The following is a 19,043-nucleotide window of genomic DNA, read 5'->3' as shown; positions in this document are numbered from 1 at the left end:
GATTTTTCAGCGATGGGCGTTCAGCGAGATGACGTTGTGCATCGTCTCGTCCGCCGTGGAGAGGAACTTCTTGATATTGCGCGCCGCCTGGCGGATGCGGTGCTCGTTCTCGACCAGCGCGAGGCGGACGTAATCGTCGCCCTGCTCGCCGAAACCGACGCCCGGCGCCACGGCGACATCCGCCTTCTCGACGAGCAGCTTGGAGAATTCCAGCGAGCCGAGATGGCGGAACTTTTCCGGGATCTTCGCCCAGGCGAACATGGTGGCGGCCGGCGGCGGTACCTCGAAGCCGGCCTTGCCGAAGGTGTCGACCATCACGTCGCGGCGGCGCTTGTAGACGTTGCGCACTTCCGCGATGTCCGAGCCGTCGCCGTTCAGCGCATGGGTCGCGGCCACCTGGATCGGCGTGAAGGCGCCGTAGTCGAGGTAGGACTTGACGCGGGTCAGCGCGGCGATCAGCCGCTCGTTGCCGACGGCAAAGCCCATGCGCCAGCCGGGCATGGAGAAGGTCTTCGACATGGAGGTGAACTCCACCGCGATGTCGATGGCGCCGGGCACTTCCAGAACGGAGGGCGGCGGCGCGTTGTCGTCGAAGTAGATTTCCGAATAGGCAAGGTCGGAAAGCACGATGATGTCGTGCTTCTTCGCAAACGCGATGACGTCCTTGTAGAAATCGAGCGAGGCGACATGCGCCGTCGGGTTCGAGGGATAGTTGATGATCAGCGCCAGCGGCTTGGGGATCGAGTGGCGCACGGCCCTTTCGAGCGGCGGGAAGAAGCTCTCGTCCGGCTCGACCGACATGGAGCGGATCACGCCGCCGGCCATCAGGAAGCCGAAGGCGTGGATCGGATAGGTCGGGTTCGGGCAGAGGATGACGTCGCCCGGCGCGGTGATCGCCTGCGCCATGTTGGCGAAGCCCTCCTTGGAGCCGAGGGTCGCGACGACCTGCGTCTCCGGGTTCAGCTTCACGCCGAAGCGACGGGCGTAATAGGCGGCCTGGGCGCGGCGCAGGCCCGGAATGCCCTTGGACGAGGAATAGCGGTGCGTGCGCGGGTCCTGGACCACCTCGCAGAGCTTGTCGACGATGGCCTTGGGGGTCGGCAGGTCGGGGTTGCCCATGCCAAGGTCGATGATATCGGCGCCACCCGCTCGCGCGCTTGCTTTCAAACGGTTGACCTGTTCGAAAACATACGGCGGCAGACGCCGGACCTTGTGAAACTCTTCCATCTTCAACCCCGTTAGGCACGAAGCCCCTCCGGCGGCCTTGCCGGACGGCGCAAAACTCCGTGCGAATCAAGAAATCGGATACGGACGAAAGCGTTCGAAATGAAGGCGCTCCGCCCGGCCGACGGCCAATTGGCCGTCATCCGCTTTGCTGCCAAACGGCAAGAAACGCAAGCGCTAATTCGTCTTCTCGATTTGCGAAAGCGCCGCCTTGCCATGGCCGTCGCGCAGCGCCTGCAATTCGGCGAGCTGACGGCGGTATTCGGCTTCCGAGATCGCGCCCGAGCGGCGGCTGCCCGAGAGCGCCGTCAGGCGCGCGCTGTAGCTGGCCGCCTCCTCGTCGCTCATCTGCTGCGTCTCGGCGCTGACGATCGCCGTGATGTCGGGGTAGACGTCGGCCCGGTTCGCGCCGGCATTCACCGTCGCGGTCGACGTCGTCTCGCTCGAGGCGCAGGAGGCGAGCGCCGCCGCGGCGGCGGCCATGAGAAGAGCGGCGCGCAAGCGCCTGATTTCGAACGCCATGTGGCTGTATGCTCCTGTCGAAACGACCGGTTCCCGATATTGCCTTGTGCGGCTGTCAGGCCCTTGTAATCTGTTTCGTAGAGAATGTAAAAATACAAAAGTAACAATAAAATCGGGAGGGAACCATGGCCGACGAACGCAAGGCGAATGAACGCGATGCGGCCGGAAACAAACCCGGTTTCCAGCCCTTCGACCCCGCGACGATCGAGCCCTACATCGTCAAGGATCCCGAGGCGCTGACGGTCAACTTCGCGCGCACCATCGAACAGCTCGGCAAGGCCGCCTCCGCCTGGCTTGCCCCGCGCGAAAGCGGCGAGAAGGTCGACACGGTTTCCGAGCCGATGGTCGACATGGTGAAAACCCTCTCCAAAGTCTCCGAATACTGGCTGACGGACCCGCGCCGCACGCTGGAGGCGCAGACGCTGCTGCTCGGCGGCTATTTCAACATCTGGTCGCGCACGCTGGGGCGCCTTTCCGGCGAGGCGCAGGACGCCGCGCCCGATCCGCACGGCAAGGACAAGCGCTTTGCCGACGAAGACTGGGTGAAGAACCCCTTCTTCGATTTCCTGCGCCAGGCCTATTTCGTCACCTCCGACTGGGCGGAGAAGCTGGTCACGGATGCCGAAGGGCTCGACGAGCACACGCGCCACAAGGCGGGCTTCTATGTGAAGCAGATCGCCAGCGCGATCTCGCCGAGCAATTTCGTCACCACCAATCCGCAGCTCTACCGCGAGACGGTGGCTTCCAACGGCGCCAACCTCGTGCGCGGCATGAAGATGCTGGCCGAGGACATCGCCGCCGGCCGCGGCGACCTGAAGCTGCGCCAGACCGACACGAGCAAGTTCGCCATCGGCGAGAACATGGCGCTGACGCCGGGCAAGGTGCTGGCGCAGAGCGATGTCTGCCAGGTCATCCAGTACGACGCGACGACGGAAAAGGTGCTGAAGCGCCCGCTGCTCATCTGCCCGCCCTGGATCAACAAGTTCTACATCCTCGACCTCAACCCGGCGAAATCCTTCATCAAGTGGGCGGTCGACCAGGGCCACACGGTCTTCGTCATCTCCTGGGTGAACCCGGACGAGCGGCATGCGACCAAGGACTGGGAATCCTATGCCCGCGAGGGCATCGGCTTCGCGCTCGACACGATCAGCCAGGCAACCGGCGAGGACGAGGTGAACGCCATCGGCTATTGCGTCGGCGGCACGCTGCTTGCGGCCACCCTCGCCTTGCACGGCCAGGAGGGCGACAAGCGCATCCGCACGGCGACGCTCTTCACCACGCAGGTCGACTTCACCCATGCCGGCGACCTGAAGGTCTTCGCCGACGAGGAGCAGATCGACCTCATCGAGCGCGGCATGAAGACGACCGGCTATCTCGACGGCTCGAAGATGGCGACCGCCTTCAACATGCTGCGCGCCTCCGAGCTGATCTGGCCCTATTTCGTCAACAACTACCTGAAGGGCCAGGATCCCATGCCCTTCGACCTGCTCTACTGGAATTCGGATTCCACGCGAATGCCCGCCGCCAACCACTCGTTTTACCTGAGGAATTGTTATCTCAACAACACCCTTGCCAAGGGCGAGATGACGCTTGCCGGCAAGACGCTGTCGCTGAAGGACGTCAAGATCCCGATCTACAACCTCGCCACCAGGGAGGACCATATCGCGCCGGCGAAATCGGTTTTCGTCGGCAGCAAGTTCTTCGGCGGCAAGGTGACCTATGTGATGGCCGGCTCCGGCCACATCGCCGGCGTCGTCAATCCGCCGGACAAGATGAAATACCAGTACTGGACCGGCGGGCCGGTGAAGGGCGAATTCGAGGACTGGGTGGAAAAGGCGAAGGAGACGCCCGGCTCCTGGTGGCCGCACTGGCACGACTGGATCAAGGCGCAGGACGACCGCATGGTGCCGGCACGCAAGACCGGCGGCACGATGAACTCGATCGAGGAGGCGCCCGGCTCCTACGTGCGCGTGCGCGCCTGACCGTCGACGCCCATGAAGTTCGATCCGCCGCTCGTTTCCGGCACCCTTGTGCAGCGCTACAAGCGCTTCCTGTTCGACGCCATCCTCGACGACGGCTCGGCGATCACCGGCTCCTGCCCCAATACCGGCTCGATGCGCGGCCTGACGGCGCCGGGCTCGCGCATCTGGATGTCGCAGAGCGACAGCCCGACGCGCAAGCACCGCCATCGCCTCGAACTGGTGGAGGCGGATAACACCGTCGTCGGCATCAATACGGGCCTGCCGAACCGGCTGGCGGAGGAGGCGATCCGCGCCGGCCTGGTCGCCGATCTCGGCAGCTATCCCATTCTTGACCGGGAGAAGAAATACGGCCGCAACTCGCGCATCGACATCCTCCTCTCCGGCCCGGACCGTCCCCTCGCCTATGTCGAGGTGAAGAACGTGCATTTCCGCCGCGCCGCCGGCCTTGCGGAATTTCCCGACACGGTGACGGCGCGCGGCGCAAAACACCTCGAAGAGCTCGGCGACATGGCCGAGGCGGGTTTTCGCGCGGTGATGCTCTACCTGATCCAGCGGGAGGATTGCACGCGGTTCCGCATCTGCGCCGATCTCGACCCCGTCTATGCGGCCGGCTTCCGCCGGGCGCTTTCGCGCGGCGTCGAGGCCTATGCGGTCAAATGCGCCGTTACATCCCAGCAAATCCGGCCCGTGGCGTCGATCGCCATGGACGAACCCGGTATGGCTGATCTATGAACATGCGGACAGACTAGCGAAAGTTCGACCATGGTGACCTATATCGACGCGACCTCCGCGCCGCTGAAGAATACGGGCGTGATCCGCCTTTACGACGCCGAGGCCTTTGCCGGCATGCGCAAGGCCTGCCAGCTCACGGCGCGCTGCCTCGACGAGCTCTACCCGCTGGTCAAGCCGGGCGTTCCCACCGATGTCATCGACCGCTTCGTCTTCGAATTCGGCATGGACCACGGCGCCCTGCCCGCGACGCTGAACTACCGCGGCTACACCAGGTCGAGCTGCACCTCGATCAACCACGTCGTCTGTCACGGCATCCCCAACGAGAAGCCGCTGCGCGAGGGCGACGTCGTCAATATCGACGTCACCTTCATCCTCGACGGCTGGCACGGCGATTCGAGCCGCATGTATCCCGTCGGCGAGATCAAGCGCGCCGCCGAGCGCCTGCTCGAAGTCACCCACGAATGCCTGATGCGCGGCATCGCCGCCGTCAGGCCCGGCGCGCGCACCGGCGCCATCGGCGAGGCGATCCAGGCCTATGCCGAGGCCGAACGCTGCTCGGTGGTGCGCGATTTCTGCGGCCACGGCGTCGGCCGCCTCTTCCACGACGCGCCGAACATCCTGCACTACGGCCGCGCCAACGAGGGGCCGGAAATGAAGGAGGGCATGATCTTCACCATCGAGCCGATGATCAATCTCGGCCGCCCGCATGTGAAGGTGCTCTCCGACGGCTGGACGGCGGTGACGCGCGACCGCTCGCTCTCCGCCCAGTACGAGCACACGGTGGGCGTCACGGCGGATGGCTGCGAGATCTTCACGCTTTCGCCCGGCGGCCTCGACCGCCCCGGCCTTTCCGCTTAAGGCCGCCCATGACGGGATCGCGCGGACGCACGGACTCGACACACCCCGATGGGACGGGGAACGCCCCGACGACCGCCGACGACCTTTTCGATGCGCTCGACGAGCGGGGCCATTTCTTCGAGCGCCCCACCCATGCGACGCCCGCCAAGGCCCTTCCGGCAGCGGAAGACAAGCACTATCACGGCCACCGCGAGCGGTTGCGCCTGCGCTTCCGCGACAGCGGCGACGGGGCGCTCGCCGATTACGAGATCCTCGAACTCCTCCTCTTCCGCCTCATCCCCCGCCGCGACACGAAGCCGGTGGCAAAGGCCCTGCTCGACCGCTTCGGCACGCTGGCCGGCGTCTTCGGCGCGACACCCGCCCTGCTGCAGGAGGTGAAGGGCATCGGCGAGGCGGTGGCGCTGGACCTGAAGCTCGTCTCGGCCGTCGCCCAGCGCACGCTGAAGAGCGAGATCCGCAACAAGACCGTGCTCGCCTCCTGGTCCTCGGTCATTCAATATTGCCACGCCGCCATGGCGCACGAGCCGCGCGAGCAGTTCCGCATCCTCTTCCTCGACAAGCGCAACACGCTGATCGCCGACGAGGTGCAGGGCCACGGCACGGTGGACCACACGCCGGTCTATCCGCGCGAGGTGGTGCGCCGCGCGCTGGAACTGTCGTCGACGGCGATCATCCTCGTCCACAACCACCCCACTACCCCCTCCAACGTCACGTTGGATCACGCTCAATACCGCTGAATCATCAAGCGCATAGCCGCTTTTTGCGCATTGCGTACAGGGGGTGGTTATGGCAAATTGGGGGCGGTTAGAGGGATTGAAAACGGCTTTCCGATCCCAGCAAACGATCCCCGTTTCTCCTCGACCGATCCCTGTGGGGAGTAGGAGGAACGCCATGCCAAGCCTGACCGACACCACGATCCGACACGCACTGAAGCGCGTCGAACTGAGCCAGAAGCAGGAGAATCTCGCAGACGGCGAAGGACGCGGCACTGGCCGTCTGGTGCTCGTGCTCAAGCCTATGCCGAAGCGCGTTACGGCCGATTGGATGGCGCAGCAATGGCGAGACGGGAAACGCTCGAAGAAGAAGCTCGGTTCGTATCCCTCAATGTCACTCGCCCAAGCGCGTGAGATTTTCAAACGCGACTTCGCCGACGTGATCCAGAAAGGTCGCAGCATCAAGATCGCGACCGACACTCGGCCGGGAACCGTCGCCGATCTATTCGAGGGCTACGTTGCAGGGCTGAAAGCTGCCGGCAAGCCCTCCTGGAAGGAAACGGAGAAAGGCCTCAACAAGATTGCCGACACGCTCGGACGCAATCGCCTCGCCCGCGAGATCGAAGCCGATGAAATCGTGGAGCTGATCCGGCCGATCTATGAGCGCGGCGCTCGATCGATGGCTGATCATGTCCGGTCCTATATCCATGCTGCCTTTAGCTGGGGGATGAAGTCGGACAACGATTACCGGAACACATCTCCTCGCCGCTTCCGGCTTCCCTTCAACCCGGCCTCAGACATCCCGACTGAGCCGAAGGTCCAGGGCACACGCTGGCTCAGCGAGGATGAGTTCGTCCAGCTCTATCGCTGGCTGGATTGCCCCGACACTCCTGTCCACCCCTCATATCCGCGCGCCGTGCAGCTCATCATGCTCACCGGCCAGCGCGTGGAGGAGATCGCGCGACTTCATATCGATCAGTGGGACGCGGCCGAGCGCATCATCGACTGGTCAAAGACCAAGAACCTTCAACCGCACGCCGTCCCGGTCCCATCGCTTGCAGCCGAGCTTATCGAGTCGATTAAGCCGAACGAATTCGGCTGGTACTTTCCTTCGGCGAAGGATCCGTCGAAGCCGGTCAGCCACGGCACGCTTTACAGCTTCGTCTGGCGGCAGCGCGACCGCGGCGTCATACCCTACGCGACCAACCGCGACCTGCGGCGAACGTTCAAGACGCTCGCCGGCAAGGCGGGGGTGCCGAAAGAGATCCGGGACCGCCTCCAGAACCACGCGCTGCAGGACGTCAGCTCCAAGAACTACGATCGCTGGAACTACATGCCCGAGAAGCGCGCCGGCATGGCGCGCTGGGACAAGTTCGTCCGCGCGCTCCTGAAAAAGAAGAAGGGCAGCAGCACGTTGAAGGCTGCCGCGTGAGCCGCCGGTCTCTCCTTCTTGCCGGCGTGCTTGTCTTCTTCTGCTCGGTCGCGCCCGCCTTTGCAGATCCGTGCAAAGCGCCTCTGCCAGCCCAACCCGGTGTGCGGTTCTCCGGCACGGTCCAATACGTTGGCGACGGCGACGGCCTGTGCGTCGGCAGGACGGCCGATCCCAACGAGTGGATCGAGGTTCGCCTCGCCGATTTCGACGCGCCTGAGCTTCACCAACCCGGCGGCGCAGCGGCCAAGGCGGCGCTTGAGCGCATAGCCTTACATCGCGAGATCACGTGCACCGCGGAGCGCGGCCGCAGCGGCCGTGTCGTCTCATTCGATCGCGTGATCGCGCGCTGCCGGATCGGCACCGACAGCATCGGAGATCTTCTTCGCCAGGCCGGCGTCGTCGCGGGTGGCAACTGATGCCAGCACGTTCGCTCTTGACCCGACATAGCTTGGAAGCTATATGAACTGGGACGTCAGACTGCATGATGCCTTCGAGGCGGAGTTTCTGGCTTTCGAGCGCGGGGTCCAGACCGAATTGCTGGCCGTCGCGAAGCTGCTCGCCGAATACGGCCCGCAGCTCGGTCGGCCCTATGTCGACACGCTCAAGGGCTCGAAACACACCAACATGAAGGAGATGCGTTTCTCGGCCGCCGACGGCGAATGGCGCGCAGCCTTCGCGTTTGACCCCGAACGGAAGGCTATCCTCCTGATCGCGGGCGACAAGTCGGGCGTTAGCCAGAAGCGCTTCTACAAGCAGCTTATCGCAAAGGCGGATAGCCGGTTTTCCGACCATCTGGAAAACCTGAAATCCGTAAAGAAGGGATGATCCTATGGGACGGAGCCTGGATGAAGTTATAGCTTCGCTGCCCCGCGACCAGCAGGAGCAGATCGAGGCTCGCTACGACGAACTCCGGCAGGAAGTCGAAGGACTCCGCGAACTGCGCCAGATCGCCGGCAAAGCCCAGGAAGACGTCGCGAGCGCATTGAACATCAAGCAGCCCTCGGTCTCCAAGATCGAGAAGCAGGCGGATATGTATCTCTCGACGCTGCGCAGTTATGTCGAGGCGATCGGCGGGAAGCTCGAATTGACGGTTAAGCTTCCAGCGCGCCCTGCGCTTCGGCTGCACAGCCTCGGCGATGTCGGCGTCGAGAGCAGTGCCCCAGTTCGCACCGTAGCGCGCCGTCGAAAGCAAGCCGGCGCCCGATGACTGAGAACTGTCTAATGCGCGGGCCGACACAAAAACAGCACGGGGGACAAGATGGCTGAAACTCAGATCGAGTGGACGGACGCCACTTGGAATCCCGTCGCGGGATGCTCAATCGTAACCGCCGGCTGCACGCATTGCTATGCCATGGAGATGGCCAAACGCCTCGAAGCGATGGGTGTACAGAAATATGCCGGTCTGACCCGCAGAACCGGAAAACGGACCGTCTGGAATGGTGTCGTGCGCGAGGATCGCGATGCGCTCTCGATTCCGCACCGCTGGCGCAAATCCCGCAAAATATTTGTTAACTCGATGAGCGACCTCTTTCATGAGCGCGTTAGCGACGCCTTCATTCGAGACGTCTGGAAGGTGATGCGCGAAACACCGCATCACAACTATCAGATCCTCACGAAGCGTCCCGAACGCATGGCCAAGTTGGTCGCCACCCTCATCGGCGACGTCCTGCCCAATGTCTGGCTCGGGACGAGCATCGAGAATGCGGACGTGGTCGGTCGCATAGAGCACCTACGCCAGGTGCCGGCAGCCATTCGGTTCATTTCCTTCGAGCCTCTTATCGGAGCCGTTGGCAATGTCGATCTCGCGGACATCCATTGGGCGATCGTCGGTGGCGAAAGTGGGAAGGCAGCGCGACCAATCCGTGAGGAGTGGATCGACGAAATTTATGTGCAGTGCCTATCAGCCGGGACGGCCTTCTTTTTCAAACAATGGGGCACCTGGGGCAAAGACAACAAGAAGCGGTCAAAAAAGGCCAACGGACGCGAATATAGGGGGCGGACCTGGGATGAGATGCCCACCGTTCCCTCCGCTGTTCCTTGAGGCGCAATACGGTCGGGGGGCGACGTGGTCGAAAAACGATATGAATGGGCTGATGGCGCAAAGCTCGAAGAGCATTCAAAGCGCAAACATAAAATCCTGCGCGAATACGTCTTCGATTATCTGACCGTCCGCTGCAGGCTGCCGCAACAGGAGCGCTTTCGGCTAGCAATTGTCGATGGATTTGCCGGTGGTGGACGATATCACTGCGGCACGCCTGGGTCACCACTGATATTCATCGAAGAGCTGAAACGTGCCGTCGAGGCAGTGAATACGCATCGTGCAGTTCAAGGCCTCGGCGCCATCGAGGTCGAGTGTCTTCTTATCTTCAACGATGCTAGCCGCGATGCCATAGAATTGCTGAAGACACATGTCGGACCGATGCAAGCCGACATTGTTCAGACGTGCCCGAAGCTACACCTTCGCGTGGAGTATCTAAACGAGTTTTTCGAGGTCGCTTATCCAAAGATCAAGACTTTTCTGGAGCAAGGGCGCTACAAAAGCGTCCTCTTCAATCTGGATCAATGTGGAGACAGTCACGTCGAGCGAGATACGCTTCTCGACATTATGCGCTCCTATCCCGCCGCTGAGATCTTTTACACCTTTATGATCAGTTCGCTTCTGGCGTTCCTGCAGAAGAACCAGCCGGAGCAGCTAAGGGTGCGGCTTGCTCATCTTGGGCTAACGAGCGCGAATGTCGATGCGCTTAATGGACTCATGAGCAAGAATGACTGGCTCGGGACGGCGGAGAAGATCGTCTTTGACACCTTTCGCCTGTGCGCTCCCTATGTCAGCCCCTTCTCGATCAACAATCCGGGCGGATGGCGGTATTGGTTGATCCACTTTGCCAACGCCTATCGCGCGAGGCAGGTCTACAACAACATCCTTCATGACAACGCGAGCCTTCAGGCTCATTTCGGTCGGTCCGGCCTCGACATGTTGTCTTACGATCCGAGGCACGATGAGGGCATGCTCTATCTCTTTGACGAGAGCGGTCGCGCGTCCGCGAAGAACCAGCTCTTGGGGGATATTCCGCGCCTCGTGACGGAATCAGGCGATGCCATGTCCGTCATGGACTTCTACGGGAGCATCTACAACATCACCCCTGCGCATGCGGATGATGTGCATGCAGCAATCATCGAGAACCCCGATCTTGAGGTAATCACGCCGGCAGGTGGAGAGCGACGGAAGGCCAACACAATTGCCGTCAATGACGTCATTAAGGTCAAGATGCAGCGAAGCTTCTTCCCCATGTTCCTGGGCGCGGGAACAGAGAAGAGTGACAAGCAGTGACCGCCCGGCGCCGTCAAGATCCCGAATGGCGCGAATTCGAGCGTTTGGTTGCGCGCATCGAGACGGACGCTGGCCCGCGTGGAATCGTTGTAAAATCCCCTGATCGCATCAGGTGTAAGATCACTGGTCGGCTGCGGGAGGTCGACGCAAGCATCCGCTGCCGGATCGGCACGGCCGAAATGCTTGTCACCATAGAGTGCCGTCGGAGAACGAAGATTCAAGACATCACCTGGATCGAACAACTTGCTACCAAAAAGAGCGCGATCGGCGCCGACCGAACGATAGCGGTGAGTGCGGCAGGCTTCACAGAATCCACGAAATCACTGGCCGATCAGAATGGCATTTCTCTTCGGAAACTATCCGATATCACCGCTGACGATATAAATTCTCTGTTGCGTTTAGACTTCGTGCTCTTTTGGCACAAAGCCTGCGCCGTCTCGCGGGTTGGCATTCGCAAATTTCGTTCTCTCGATTGGAAAATGCCCTCCTCCGAAGATGTCGACTTCGTCCTGCCCGAGAATACCGATCCGTTCGCGCCAATCTTCCGCAACGATGAGACCGGCGGGACTTGGTCTTTGAACGATCTTTGGCACCAACTGCAAGAGGCTACTGATCCATTTGAAGGGATTGAGAAGGCGCAGCCGCCCGCATTCCGTACCGCGTGCTTTCCCTATCCTGGAACAGTGACCCTCGTTTCTGCGGATGGGTCCTGCTTGCTTGGCGATGTCATCGTTACCATGGCGCTTTGGATGGAGGCTGAGCAGGTCCTTCTCGATGCCGCCAGGAAGATGGAATACGCGTCCGACGAAACGTCGGCGATACAGCGTGTCGAGTTTGCTTCGCGCCGGTCAAGGGAAAAGGACTGGCGCATCTCATTGCAGATTCCCAAGAACTCAACCGACATCGCTGACCTTCGAACTGGCGGTAATTGGCCAGACAGTGAGGAGCGGTCGTGATCATTCCAAACATCTGCCCGCCGATCAGCTCTCAACTACTCATCAAACTGGCGGATCGTGAGCCAAACCGTGGTTCGGAAACGCATCGCCAGATGATGCTCGCGCTCCCCTGCCATCAGCAATTCAGCCTTCGGGCACAACTCTTGGGGGACCGCACCCGATGTTCATCGAAAAGCTTATCTTGACCAATTTCCGTTGCTTCGGGCCGGCTCCGACAACGATTGATTTAACCAGCGGTCTCACAACCTTTGTCGGCGCCAACGGCGCGGGAAAAACTGCCGTAATGCAGGCCCTGCAGCGTCTCTTCGGCGTGACCGGCGATCAGCGACGGCTTCGGCGCCAGGATTTTCACATTCCTTCGGCCGAGCTCGCCTCCCCGCTGCAGCGAAGCTTCACGCTGGAAGCCATTATCGCCTTTCCCGAACTCGATGCCGGCGGCGCTGGTGGGGCCGCCGTTCCCGAGTTCTTCCACCAGATGGCCGCCGACGAGGCTGGAAGGCTTAAATGCCGTCTGCGTCTCGAGGCGACATGGACTGACGACGGATCGCTCGACGGAACGATTGAGCAGAAATATTGGGCGATTCGGACCTTCGGGCAATTCGCTGACGCAGATTGCACCGAGCTCAAGGCGACAGACCGCGCCCGCATTCAGATGATCTATGTCCCCGCAACACGCGACGGCGCCTCCCAGGTGACCGCCTTCCTGCGCGGTCGGCTCTGGCGAGCAATCAACTGGTCGCAAGGGGTTCGCTGTTGGTTTCCACGCAGAACTGAGCCGGTTAGGCGCATAATTTCCATTGAGAATTGAGCCATGTGAACCTTCCCCCAACGCGGAGAGCGACGGGGGCAACGGAGTGATCCACATGGGACTTTTAAATATCATTCGTCGGATGGCGCTGCGTGAGAAGCAGTCGATCCGCGAGATCAGCCGGCGAACAGGGCTGTCGCGGAACACGATCGCGAAGTATCTGAACGCTGGTACAATCGAACCAACATTCACCGTACCGGAACGACCGAGCAAGCTTGATCCGTTTGCCGACAAGCTGGCGGCCTGGCTGAAGACCGAGGCCGGGAAGTCGCGCAAACGTATGCGGCGTCCACGCCCCATGGATTTTTCGGTTGCAGCGATCTGACGACGATATCGGCCGTCAAATGAGCTCACCGAATAGTACCTGGCGAGCTCATTGTGAGGCCTTGCCGCGGGCGGCGTAAGCCCAAGGCATCAGAGCATCGATGTCTTTGGCGAGGTGGCCGTTCGCGAGGCGGGTGAAGAGGTCGCACAGGTAGGCGTAGGGCTCGACGCCGTTTATTTTACAAGTGCCGATGAGGCTGGCAAACCGAGCCCAATTGCGGCCCCCTTCATCGTGCCCGGCAAAGAGCGCATTGCGGCGATTCATGGCCGGTCGGCGGATCGCGTTTTCCACGAGGTTGGAGTCGATATCGACGTGGCCATCGTCCAGGAACAGCCGGAAGCCGTCCTGCCGCGTCAGCATATAGGCCAAGGCTTTTCCAAGGTCAGATTTGCGTGAGATGCGCTTGGCTTGCGCTGCCAGCCAGGCGAAGAACGCGTCCACCAGCGGGAGGGACAGGTCCTGTCGAACTGCCCGGCGATATTCGGGATCTGAGCCCCGGATACTGTCTTCGATCTTGTAGAGCGCGGCGATGCGAACCAGCGCCTCGTCGACGATGGGCGATCCGCTCTTCGGTGTGGCCTTGATCAGCTTCCTGCGCCCGTGTGCCCAACAGAAAGCCAGCTTCAAGGGCTTGCCACCGATGCGGTCCGATGTGGCGAGGTGAGAGTAGCCACCGTAGGCATCGACCTGGATCGTGCCGTTGAACCCGTTGAGGATTTCAGCGGCATATTCGCCTTTACGCCCGGGCCGGTAATGGAACACCACGCCCGGCGGCGCCGAACCATTCCAGCCGCGGTCGTCACGCAACACGGCCCAGAGATAGCCGGTTTTTGTCTTGCCTCGCCCCGGATCCAACACCGGAGCCGTTGTCTCGTCGACATAGAGGCGCGTGCTTTCCCACAGCAGTCGTTTGGCCATGTGGTCGACCACCGGTGCGATTTCGCGACCCGTACGCCCCATCCAGTCGGAAAGGACCGTGCGGTCGATCGGCACCCCGTGTCGCGCCATGACCTCAGCTTGCCGGTTGAGCGGCATATGTTCGGAATGCTTGGAGACGGCAATCTCAGCCAGAAGGGCTTCCGTCGGCCAGCTCCCTTCCAAAAGATGTGCCGGCGCTCTGGCCTGGACGACGCCCGTTCGACCCTTGGGACAGGCGTATTTCGGGCGGATCGTGACGATCACCTGATAGCGTGCCGGAATCCGGTCGAGCCGTTCCGTCCGGTCTTCGCCGATCCGGACCATGTTGCCACAACCGCAGGGACAAACGATGTTCTCGGGCTCGATCACTCTCTCGACCCGCGGCAGGTGTTCGGGAAGTGCACGGACCTTACGCTCCTTGCGAGGAGCAGCCTTGCCCGGATCGGGTGCGCTGGCTTCGATCTTTTTCTCAACGGCGGCGATCCGCGCCTGTGTCTCGGCAATCGCCGTTTCAAGGTCTTCCAGCGCCAGTTCCATCTGCGCCGGATCGAGCTTTTCCGATTTCGGCCCGAACTTCGTGCGCCGATAGTCGTGAACCTGACCTTCAAGCTTCTCGACCAGTTCCTTCAGCTCTGCGATGAACGCATCCTTTTCGGCCACCACAGCCTGCTCATGCTGACGGGCAGCACGCTCGACCGACAGCTCGAACTGCATCGCATCGAACGCCTTCACCACCTCTGGCGGAAGGTCCGGGAACAGGCTGAGATCAAGCGGCGATGACATGCTATCTTATAGCAAGACAGCACAAAAAAACCAAACAAAACAATGCAAAGACAACCGGATGCTCACCCTGCCGCCAACGGCGCCGTCACCCGTTGCGCCATGACCCGTCGCCAGTCGAGACCTTCGAACAAAGCTTCATACTGAGCCCTGGAAAGACGCATTGTTCCATCCTGCACCTTGGGCCAGGCAAAGCTTCCCTGTTCAAGGATTTTGTAGATCAGCACCATTCCGGTGCCATCCCATACCAGGATCTTCAAGCGATCCCCGCGCTTCGACCGGAAGATAACCGTCACCCCGGAATGCGGGTCGAGCTTCAATTCGGTCTGCACCATCAAAGCCAGCGCCTGATGCCCACAGCGGAAGTCCACCGGACGCGTTGCGATCAGGATTGGCAGTCGCTGGCCAGCGACGATCATGTCGTCCCTCGTACTGCCTGCACCAGAGCCGCTACGCGCTCAACCGGCACATCGCCAGGAACCCGCATCACAACGTCCGGGCCGATCTCCAGCGTCAAGACCGGCAAAACCGCCGCCGGCAGCGGCGGCGCCAAAACATTCACAGTCTCGCTCGGCTCCACCGCAATCGCCAAAGGTACAAAGGCAGGCTCGCCATCCCCGATCTCCGACGGGCCCGACATAGCCTCAAAAGGCAGGGCCAGAATGCCCTCACGCGCTTGCCGGCGCCAGAAGGAAAGCTGGTGCGGAACAACGTCGTGACGGCGTGCGACATCAGCAACTCGAACACCAGGCTCAAAGCTTTCCGCGACAATCCGCGCCTTCATATCATCCGGCCAACGCCGGTTCCCACGACGCGGCTCGACAACCTCGTAGCGCCCAACAAATCCATCATCTGCCATGCCAATCTCCAGATAGTCCTGGAAACCTTCTCGCACACGCAGAAAGCCTCAAAATATAGCCAACCCAATGGGACGCAGACGGCGCTTACGCGCAAACAGCGACGAACACTGAAGCAGGTTCATGCCGACCTGGTGGCTCTCGGCTTTACCGGCTCCTATGGTCGGGTTGCCGCCTTCGCCCGTGATTGGCGAGCGGAACGACAACGTGAGCAGCAGACGACGGGCCGCGGCATATTTGTTCCGCTGTCTTTCCGCCCAGGCGAAGCATTCCAATTCGATTGGAGTGAGGACTATGCCGTCATTGGCGGCGAGCGCACAAAGCTGCAGGTCGCGCATATCAAGCTATCGCACAGTCGCGCGTTTTTGGTCAGGGCGTATCTGCTGCAGACGCACGAGATGCTGTTTGACGCCCATTGGCACGGCTTCCGTGTGTTCGGCGGCGTCCCTGCTCGCGGCATTTACGATAACATGAAAACCGCGGTCGATCGCGTCGGTCGTGGCAAGGAGCGACAGGTCAATATCCGTTTCCTCGCGATGACGAACCACTACGTCTTTGCGCCTGAGTTTTGCAATCCTGCCGCGGGCTGGGAGAAGGGCCAGGTCGAGAAGAATGTCCAGGATGCCCGGCCGCGACTGTGGCAACAGATGCCGGACTTTCCTGATCTGGCGGCATTGAATGCCTGGCTGGAACAGCATTGCCAGGACCTGTGGCGCGACACAGCACACGGCACCTTGCCCGGCACGATCGCGGACGTCTGGTCCGCGGAACAGCCAGCATTGATGGCGCTCCCCGCTGCGTTTGACGGCTTCGTCGAGCAGGGCAAACGTGTCTCTCCGACATGCCTGATCACCTTCGAGCGGAACCGCTATAGCGTGCCTGCATCGTTTGCGAACCGGCCTGTCAGCTTGCGAATCTATCCCGAGCGACTGGTCGTTGCGGCCGAGGGTAATGTCCTATGCGAACATCCGAGGGTGATTGAGCGCAGCCACGACAAACCGCCGCGGACGATTTACGACTGGCGACACTACCTTGCCGTCATTCAGCGCAAGCCCGGTGCCTTGCGCAATGGTGCGCCTTTCCTGGAATTGCCGCTGGCCTTTCGACAGTTGCAGGACCAGATGCTGCGTCGCCTGGGCGGCGATCGTGAGATGGCCGATATGTCAATCGGCATCGAAACGGGACCCCCTATCGGCTCCCAAAAGGGACCCCTGCCTCTGGTTGCATCGGGTCAGCGCGCGTAGGCCCGGAGCTCTCCATTTAGCGCAGGGGCCTGCGGGCGCGGGTTGTTTGTCTTTTCGGCTTTAGCTTTGAGAGCGGTTTTTGAAGCGCCAGGATTCGTTCCCGGTTTCCACGATCTCGCAATGGTGGGTTAGTCTGTCGAGCAGAGCGGCGGTCATTTTGGCGTCGCCGAATACGGCGGGCCACTCGCCGAACGCCAGGTTTGTCGTGACGATGATCGAGGTCCGCTCGTAGAGCCTGCTGATCAGATGGAAGAGGAGCTGGCCGCCGGCCTGAGCGAATGGGAGGTAGCCGAGTTCGTCCATGATGACGAAGTCGAGCCTGGTGATGAAGTCGGCCAGCCGCCCCTGCTTTCCGCTACGTGCCTCCGTCTCAAGCCGATTGACGAGGTCGACGACGTTGAAGAAGCGACCGCGTGCTCCGTTGCGGATCAGAGCACGAGCAAGGGCGATGGACAAGTGGGACTTCCCCGTGCCGGTTCCGCCGACCAGAACGATATTGTGCTGCTCGGCGAGGAAGGCTCCTGTCGCAAGCTGGCGCACGAGCCCTTCGTTGACCGGCGTGTCGGTGAAGTCGAAGTCGTCGATGTCCTTGGCCAGCGGCAGCTTGGCGACGGTGATCTGGTATTTGATGGAGCGTGCTTGCTTCTCGGCGATCTCCGACTGTAGCAGGTCACCCACGATGCGCGGCGGTTCGTGCTGCCGCTTGATGCCGGAGGCCATGATCTCGTCATAAGCGCTGCGCATGCCGAACAGCTTCAGCGTGCCCATCATGTCGAGGATTTGGGATCGTTCCATATCAGCTTGCCCTCCTGAGGCTGTCGTAACGCGCGCAATCGGCCAGAGGCTCGTGGGTCAGGCGAAGCGCATCGGGAATGGAAAGGATGGCGGCCGGCTGCGGATCACGCTTGCGGGCCAGGATGTTGATGATGACGGCAGCCGAGAACACGCCCTGATCGAGCGCCTCCTGGCAGGCCGCTTCGACGGCGGGGAGCCCGTCCAGGCCCACACATTCGAGGATCGACACCATCTGCCGGTCGCCGTCATGCATGGACTTCAGCCGGCGGCGCACCTTCTCCATGGCGGCGGGCAAAACCCAGTCGTGGAATGGCGCACCGTTGCGCAGTGCTCCCGGCTTGCGGGTCAGGACCGGCACGTAATGCCAGGGATTATAGATCGTCTCGCCACGGCCGAAGCAGCGATCGTGTTGGCCGATCTCCACGCCATCCTGCCGGATGACGATGCGATCTGCATAGGCATGTATCTCGGCCGGGCGGCCGACTGCCGTGGATAGCACCGAGTATTTGTTGTTGTCGAAACGCACGAGGCAGGTCTTGCCGATCGAGGCCTGCACCGCGTGGAAGCCGTCGAACTTGCCGGGATAGCCGACCAGGTGCGGCCGTTCCCCATCGAACACCTCCCAGATCGTGCGCTCCGTTTGATCGACATGCTTATGGGCGCGGGCATAGCTGATGCACTTGTCCAGCAACCAGCCATTCAGTTCATCGTAGGACTTGAAGCGCAGCCGTGGCGTGAAGAAGCGTTCCCGCACCAGGTTGACCTGGTTCTCGACCTGGCCCTTCTCCCACCCCGACGCCGGCGTGCAGGCCACCGGCTCGATCAGGTAATGGCTACACATCTGCAGGAAGCGGCGATTGTATTGTCGTTCCCTGCCGACGAAGACCGTCTCCACCGCCGTCTTCATGTTATCGTAGATGCCGCGCGTGCAGGCCCCGCCGAAGAACGCAAATGCCCGGTCATGGGCATCGAAGACCATCTCCTGCGTCTCGCGCGGATAGGCTCTCACATACATCATCCGGCTGTGGCAGAGCCGGACATGCGCCACCTTTACCGTCGTCGTCACGCCGTTCAGCACGACGATCTCGTGGCTCCAGTCAAACTGGTAAGCCTCGCCCGGCGCATAATAGAGCGGCACGTAGGCTTCCGCCGTAACCGAGCCGCGTTCCTTCGCCCAGGTTCGGGCGTAACGCCGGACGGTGTCGTAACCGCCCTCGTAGCCGAGGTCGCGCAAGTCCTCGAACAGCCGGATCAGTGTCAGCCGTTCGCGAGAGGATTTGGCCGCATTGGCGAGCAGCATTCCATCGAGCTGATCGCGCCAGGGGCCGAGCTTCGGCTGAGGTTGACGGGTCCGCTCGTACTTGAACTCCGTCTCATCGCTGCGCAGAACCTTCCGCACCACTTTCCGCGATACACCCAACTCCCGGCAGATCGCCTTGATCGTCTTGCCCTGCACACGGGAAAGCCGACGTATCTTCAGAATTGTCTCCACAACAAGCATCCAAATAAAAAGCCTCCAATGAAACCGGAGGCTGTTGTAACCCCATCGCAGATGGGGGTCCCGTT

General features: G+C 61.6%; 17 protein-coding genes and 4 pseudogenes. 14 read left to right on the top strand and 7 right to left on the bottom strand.

Annotation, left to right across the window (positions count from 1 at the left end; translation table 11 throughout):
* Nucleotides 1-6: 6 nt before the first annotated feature.
* Nucleotides 7-1,227 (bottom strand): LL-diaminopimelate aminotransferase, encoded by a 1,221-nt coding sequence (locus tag shn_RS08245; protein ID WP_064329964.1) that lies wholly within the window; start codon nucleotides 1,225-1,227, stop codon nucleotides 7-9.
* 174 nt (nucleotides 1,228-1,401) lie between these two features.
* The gene (locus tag shn_RS08240) at nucleotides 1,402-1,746 is read right to left on the bottom strand and encodes a hypothetical protein (RefSeq protein WP_245337378.1); all 345 of its coding nucleotides are present in this window, start codon (nucleotides 1,744-1,746) and stop codon (nucleotides 1,402-1,404) included.
* A 125-nt stretch (nucleotides 1,747-1,871) separates the two neighbouring features.
* Here shn_RS08240 and shn_RS08235 point away from each other — a divergent pair, with 125 nt between their 5' ends.
* The 13 genes and pseudogenes from shn_RS08235 to shn_RS08175 form a co-directional block, all read left to right on the top strand.
* Nucleotides 1,872-3,728: an alpha/beta hydrolase gene (locus tag shn_RS08235; protein WP_064329963.1), complete on the top strand. Its 1,857-nt coding sequence runs from the start codon at nucleotides 1,872-1,874 to the stop codon at nucleotides 3,726-3,728.
* A gap of 12 nt (nucleotides 3,729-3,740) precedes the next feature.
* Nucleotides 3,741-4,460 (top strand): DNA/RNA nuclease SfsA, encoded by a 720-nt coding sequence (gene sfsA, locus shn_RS08230; protein ID WP_064329962.1) that lies wholly within the window; start codon nucleotides 3,741-3,743, stop codon nucleotides 4,458-4,460.
* A 30-nt stretch (nucleotides 4,461-4,490) separates the two neighbouring features.
* The gene (gene map / locus shn_RS08225) at nucleotides 4,491-5,318 is read left to right on the top strand and encodes a type I methionyl aminopeptidase (protein ID WP_064329961.1); all 828 of its coding nucleotides are present in this window, start codon (nucleotides 4,491-4,493) and stop codon (nucleotides 5,316-5,318) included.
* A gap of 80 nt (nucleotides 5,319-5,398) precedes the next feature.
* Nucleotides 5,399-6,037: pseudogene (locus tag shn_RS08220) on the top strand (RadC family protein); the annotation flags it as partial.
* Nucleotides 6,038-6,209: 172 nt separating this feature from the next.
* On the top strand, nucleotides 6,210-7,463 hold the full coding sequence (locus shn_RS08215; protein ID WP_064329960.1) for a site-specific integrase: 1,254 nt from the start codon (nucleotides 6,210-6,212) through the stop codon (nucleotides 7,461-7,463).
* The gene (locus shn_RS08210) at nucleotides 7,460-7,879 is read left to right on the top strand and encodes a thermonuclease family protein (RefSeq protein ID WP_064329959.1); all 420 of its coding nucleotides are present in this window, start codon (nucleotides 7,460-7,462) and stop codon (nucleotides 7,877-7,879) included. The genes shn_RS08215 and shn_RS08210 overlap by 4 nt, the downstream gene beginning before the upstream one ends.
* Before the next feature lie 43 nt (nucleotides 7,880-7,922).
* Complete coding sequence (locus shn_RS08205) at nucleotides 7,923-8,288, top strand: type II toxin-antitoxin system RelE/ParE family toxin (RefSeq protein WP_064329958.1); 366 nt, start codon at nucleotides 7,923-7,925, stop codon at nucleotides 8,286-8,288.
* Between the two features lie 4 nt (nucleotides 8,289-8,292).
* The gene (locus tag shn_RS08200; RefSeq protein WP_084437855.1) at nucleotides 8,293-8,670 is read left to right on the top strand and encodes an XRE family transcriptional regulator; all 378 of its coding nucleotides are present in this window, start codon (nucleotides 8,293-8,295) and stop codon (nucleotides 8,668-8,670) included.
* Between the two features lie 51 nt (nucleotides 8,671-8,721).
* Entirely contained in the window at nucleotides 8,722-9,504 is a 783-nt protein-coding gene (locus shn_RS08195; protein ID WP_064329957.1) for a DUF5131 family protein, read from the top strand.
* Between the two features lie 24 nt (nucleotides 9,505-9,528).
* Nucleotides 9,529-10,794: a three-Cys-motif partner protein TcmP gene (locus tag shn_RS08190; protein ID WP_064329956.1), complete on the top strand. Its 1,266-nt coding sequence runs from the start codon at nucleotides 9,529-9,531 to the stop codon at nucleotides 10,792-10,794.
* Complete coding sequence (locus shn_RS08185) at nucleotides 10,791-11,750, top strand: restriction endonuclease (protein ID WP_064329955.1); 960 nt, start codon at nucleotides 10,791-10,793, stop codon at nucleotides 11,748-11,750. Before shn_RS08190 ends, shn_RS08185 begins: the two co-directional genes overlap by 4 nt.
* A 160-nt stretch (nucleotides 11,751-11,910) precedes the next feature.
* Complete coding sequence (locus shn_RS08180) at nucleotides 11,911-12,558, top strand: AAA family ATPase (RefSeq protein WP_245337377.1); 648 nt, start codon at nucleotides 11,911-11,913, stop codon at nucleotides 12,556-12,558.
* A 46-nt stretch (nucleotides 12,559-12,604) separates the two neighbouring features.
* Nucleotides 12,605-12,859: pseudogene (locus tag shn_RS08175) on the top strand (IS21 family transposase); the annotation flags it as partial.
* 72 nt (nucleotides 12,860-12,931) lie between these two features.
* Here shn_RS08175 and shn_RS08170 read toward each other — a convergent pair.
* The 3 genes from shn_RS08170 to shn_RS08160 all read right to left on the bottom strand — a co-directional run bounded on the left by shn_RS08170 (nucleotide 12,932) and on the right by shn_RS08160 (nucleotide 15,440).
* A complete protein-coding gene (locus tag shn_RS08170; protein ID WP_064329396.1) occupies nucleotides 12,932-14,584 on the bottom strand; it encodes an IS66 family transposase in 1,653 nt (550 codons plus the stop codon).
* A 62-nt stretch (nucleotides 14,585-14,646) separates the two neighbouring features.
* Nucleotides 14,647-15,000: an IS66 family insertion sequence element accessory protein TnpB gene (gene tnpB / locus shn_RS08165; RefSeq protein WP_064329397.1), complete on the bottom strand. Its 354-nt coding sequence runs from the start codon at nucleotides 14,998-15,000 to the stop codon at nucleotides 14,647-14,649.
* Entirely contained in the window at nucleotides 14,997-15,440 is a 444-nt protein-coding gene (locus shn_RS08160) for a transposase (RefSeq protein WP_010891468.1), read from the bottom strand. Before shn_RS08160 ends, tnpB begins: the two co-directional genes overlap by 4 nt.
* Before the next feature lie 87 nt (nucleotides 15,441-15,527).
* Here shn_RS08160 and istA (shn_RS08155) point away from each other — a divergent pair.
* Nucleotides 15,528-16,601 (top strand): annotated as a pseudogene (istA, locus tag shn_RS08155) (IS21 family transposase); the annotation flags it as partial.
* A 141-nt stretch (nucleotides 16,602-16,742) separates the two neighbouring features.
* Here the strand turns inward: istA (shn_RS08155) and istB are convergent.
* Together istB and istA (shn_RS08145) are read right to left on the bottom strand one after the other, a co-directional pair.
* Nucleotides 16,743-17,477 carry an IS21-like element helper ATPase IstB gene (gene istB / locus shn_RS08150; protein ID WP_003501246.1) on the bottom strand — a complete coding sequence of 245 codons (735 nt, stop codon included), beginning with the start codon at nucleotides 17,475-17,477 and terminating at the stop codon, nucleotides 16,743-16,745.
* A pseudogene (gene istA / locus shn_RS08145) lies at nucleotides 17,410-18,978 on the bottom strand (IS21 family transposase). Before istA (shn_RS08145) ends, istB begins: the two are co-directional and overlap by 68 nt.
* Nucleotides 18,979-19,043: the final 65 nt, after the last annotated feature.

Source organism: Shinella sp. HZN7, from assembly GCF_001652565.1.
GTDB classification, from domain to species: Bacteria; Pseudomonadota; Alphaproteobacteria; order Rhizobiales; family Rhizobiaceae; genus Shinella; species Shinella granuli.
Note: the sequence above shows the minus strand (reverse complement) of the source record. Positions and strands in the feature narration are given on the sequence as shown.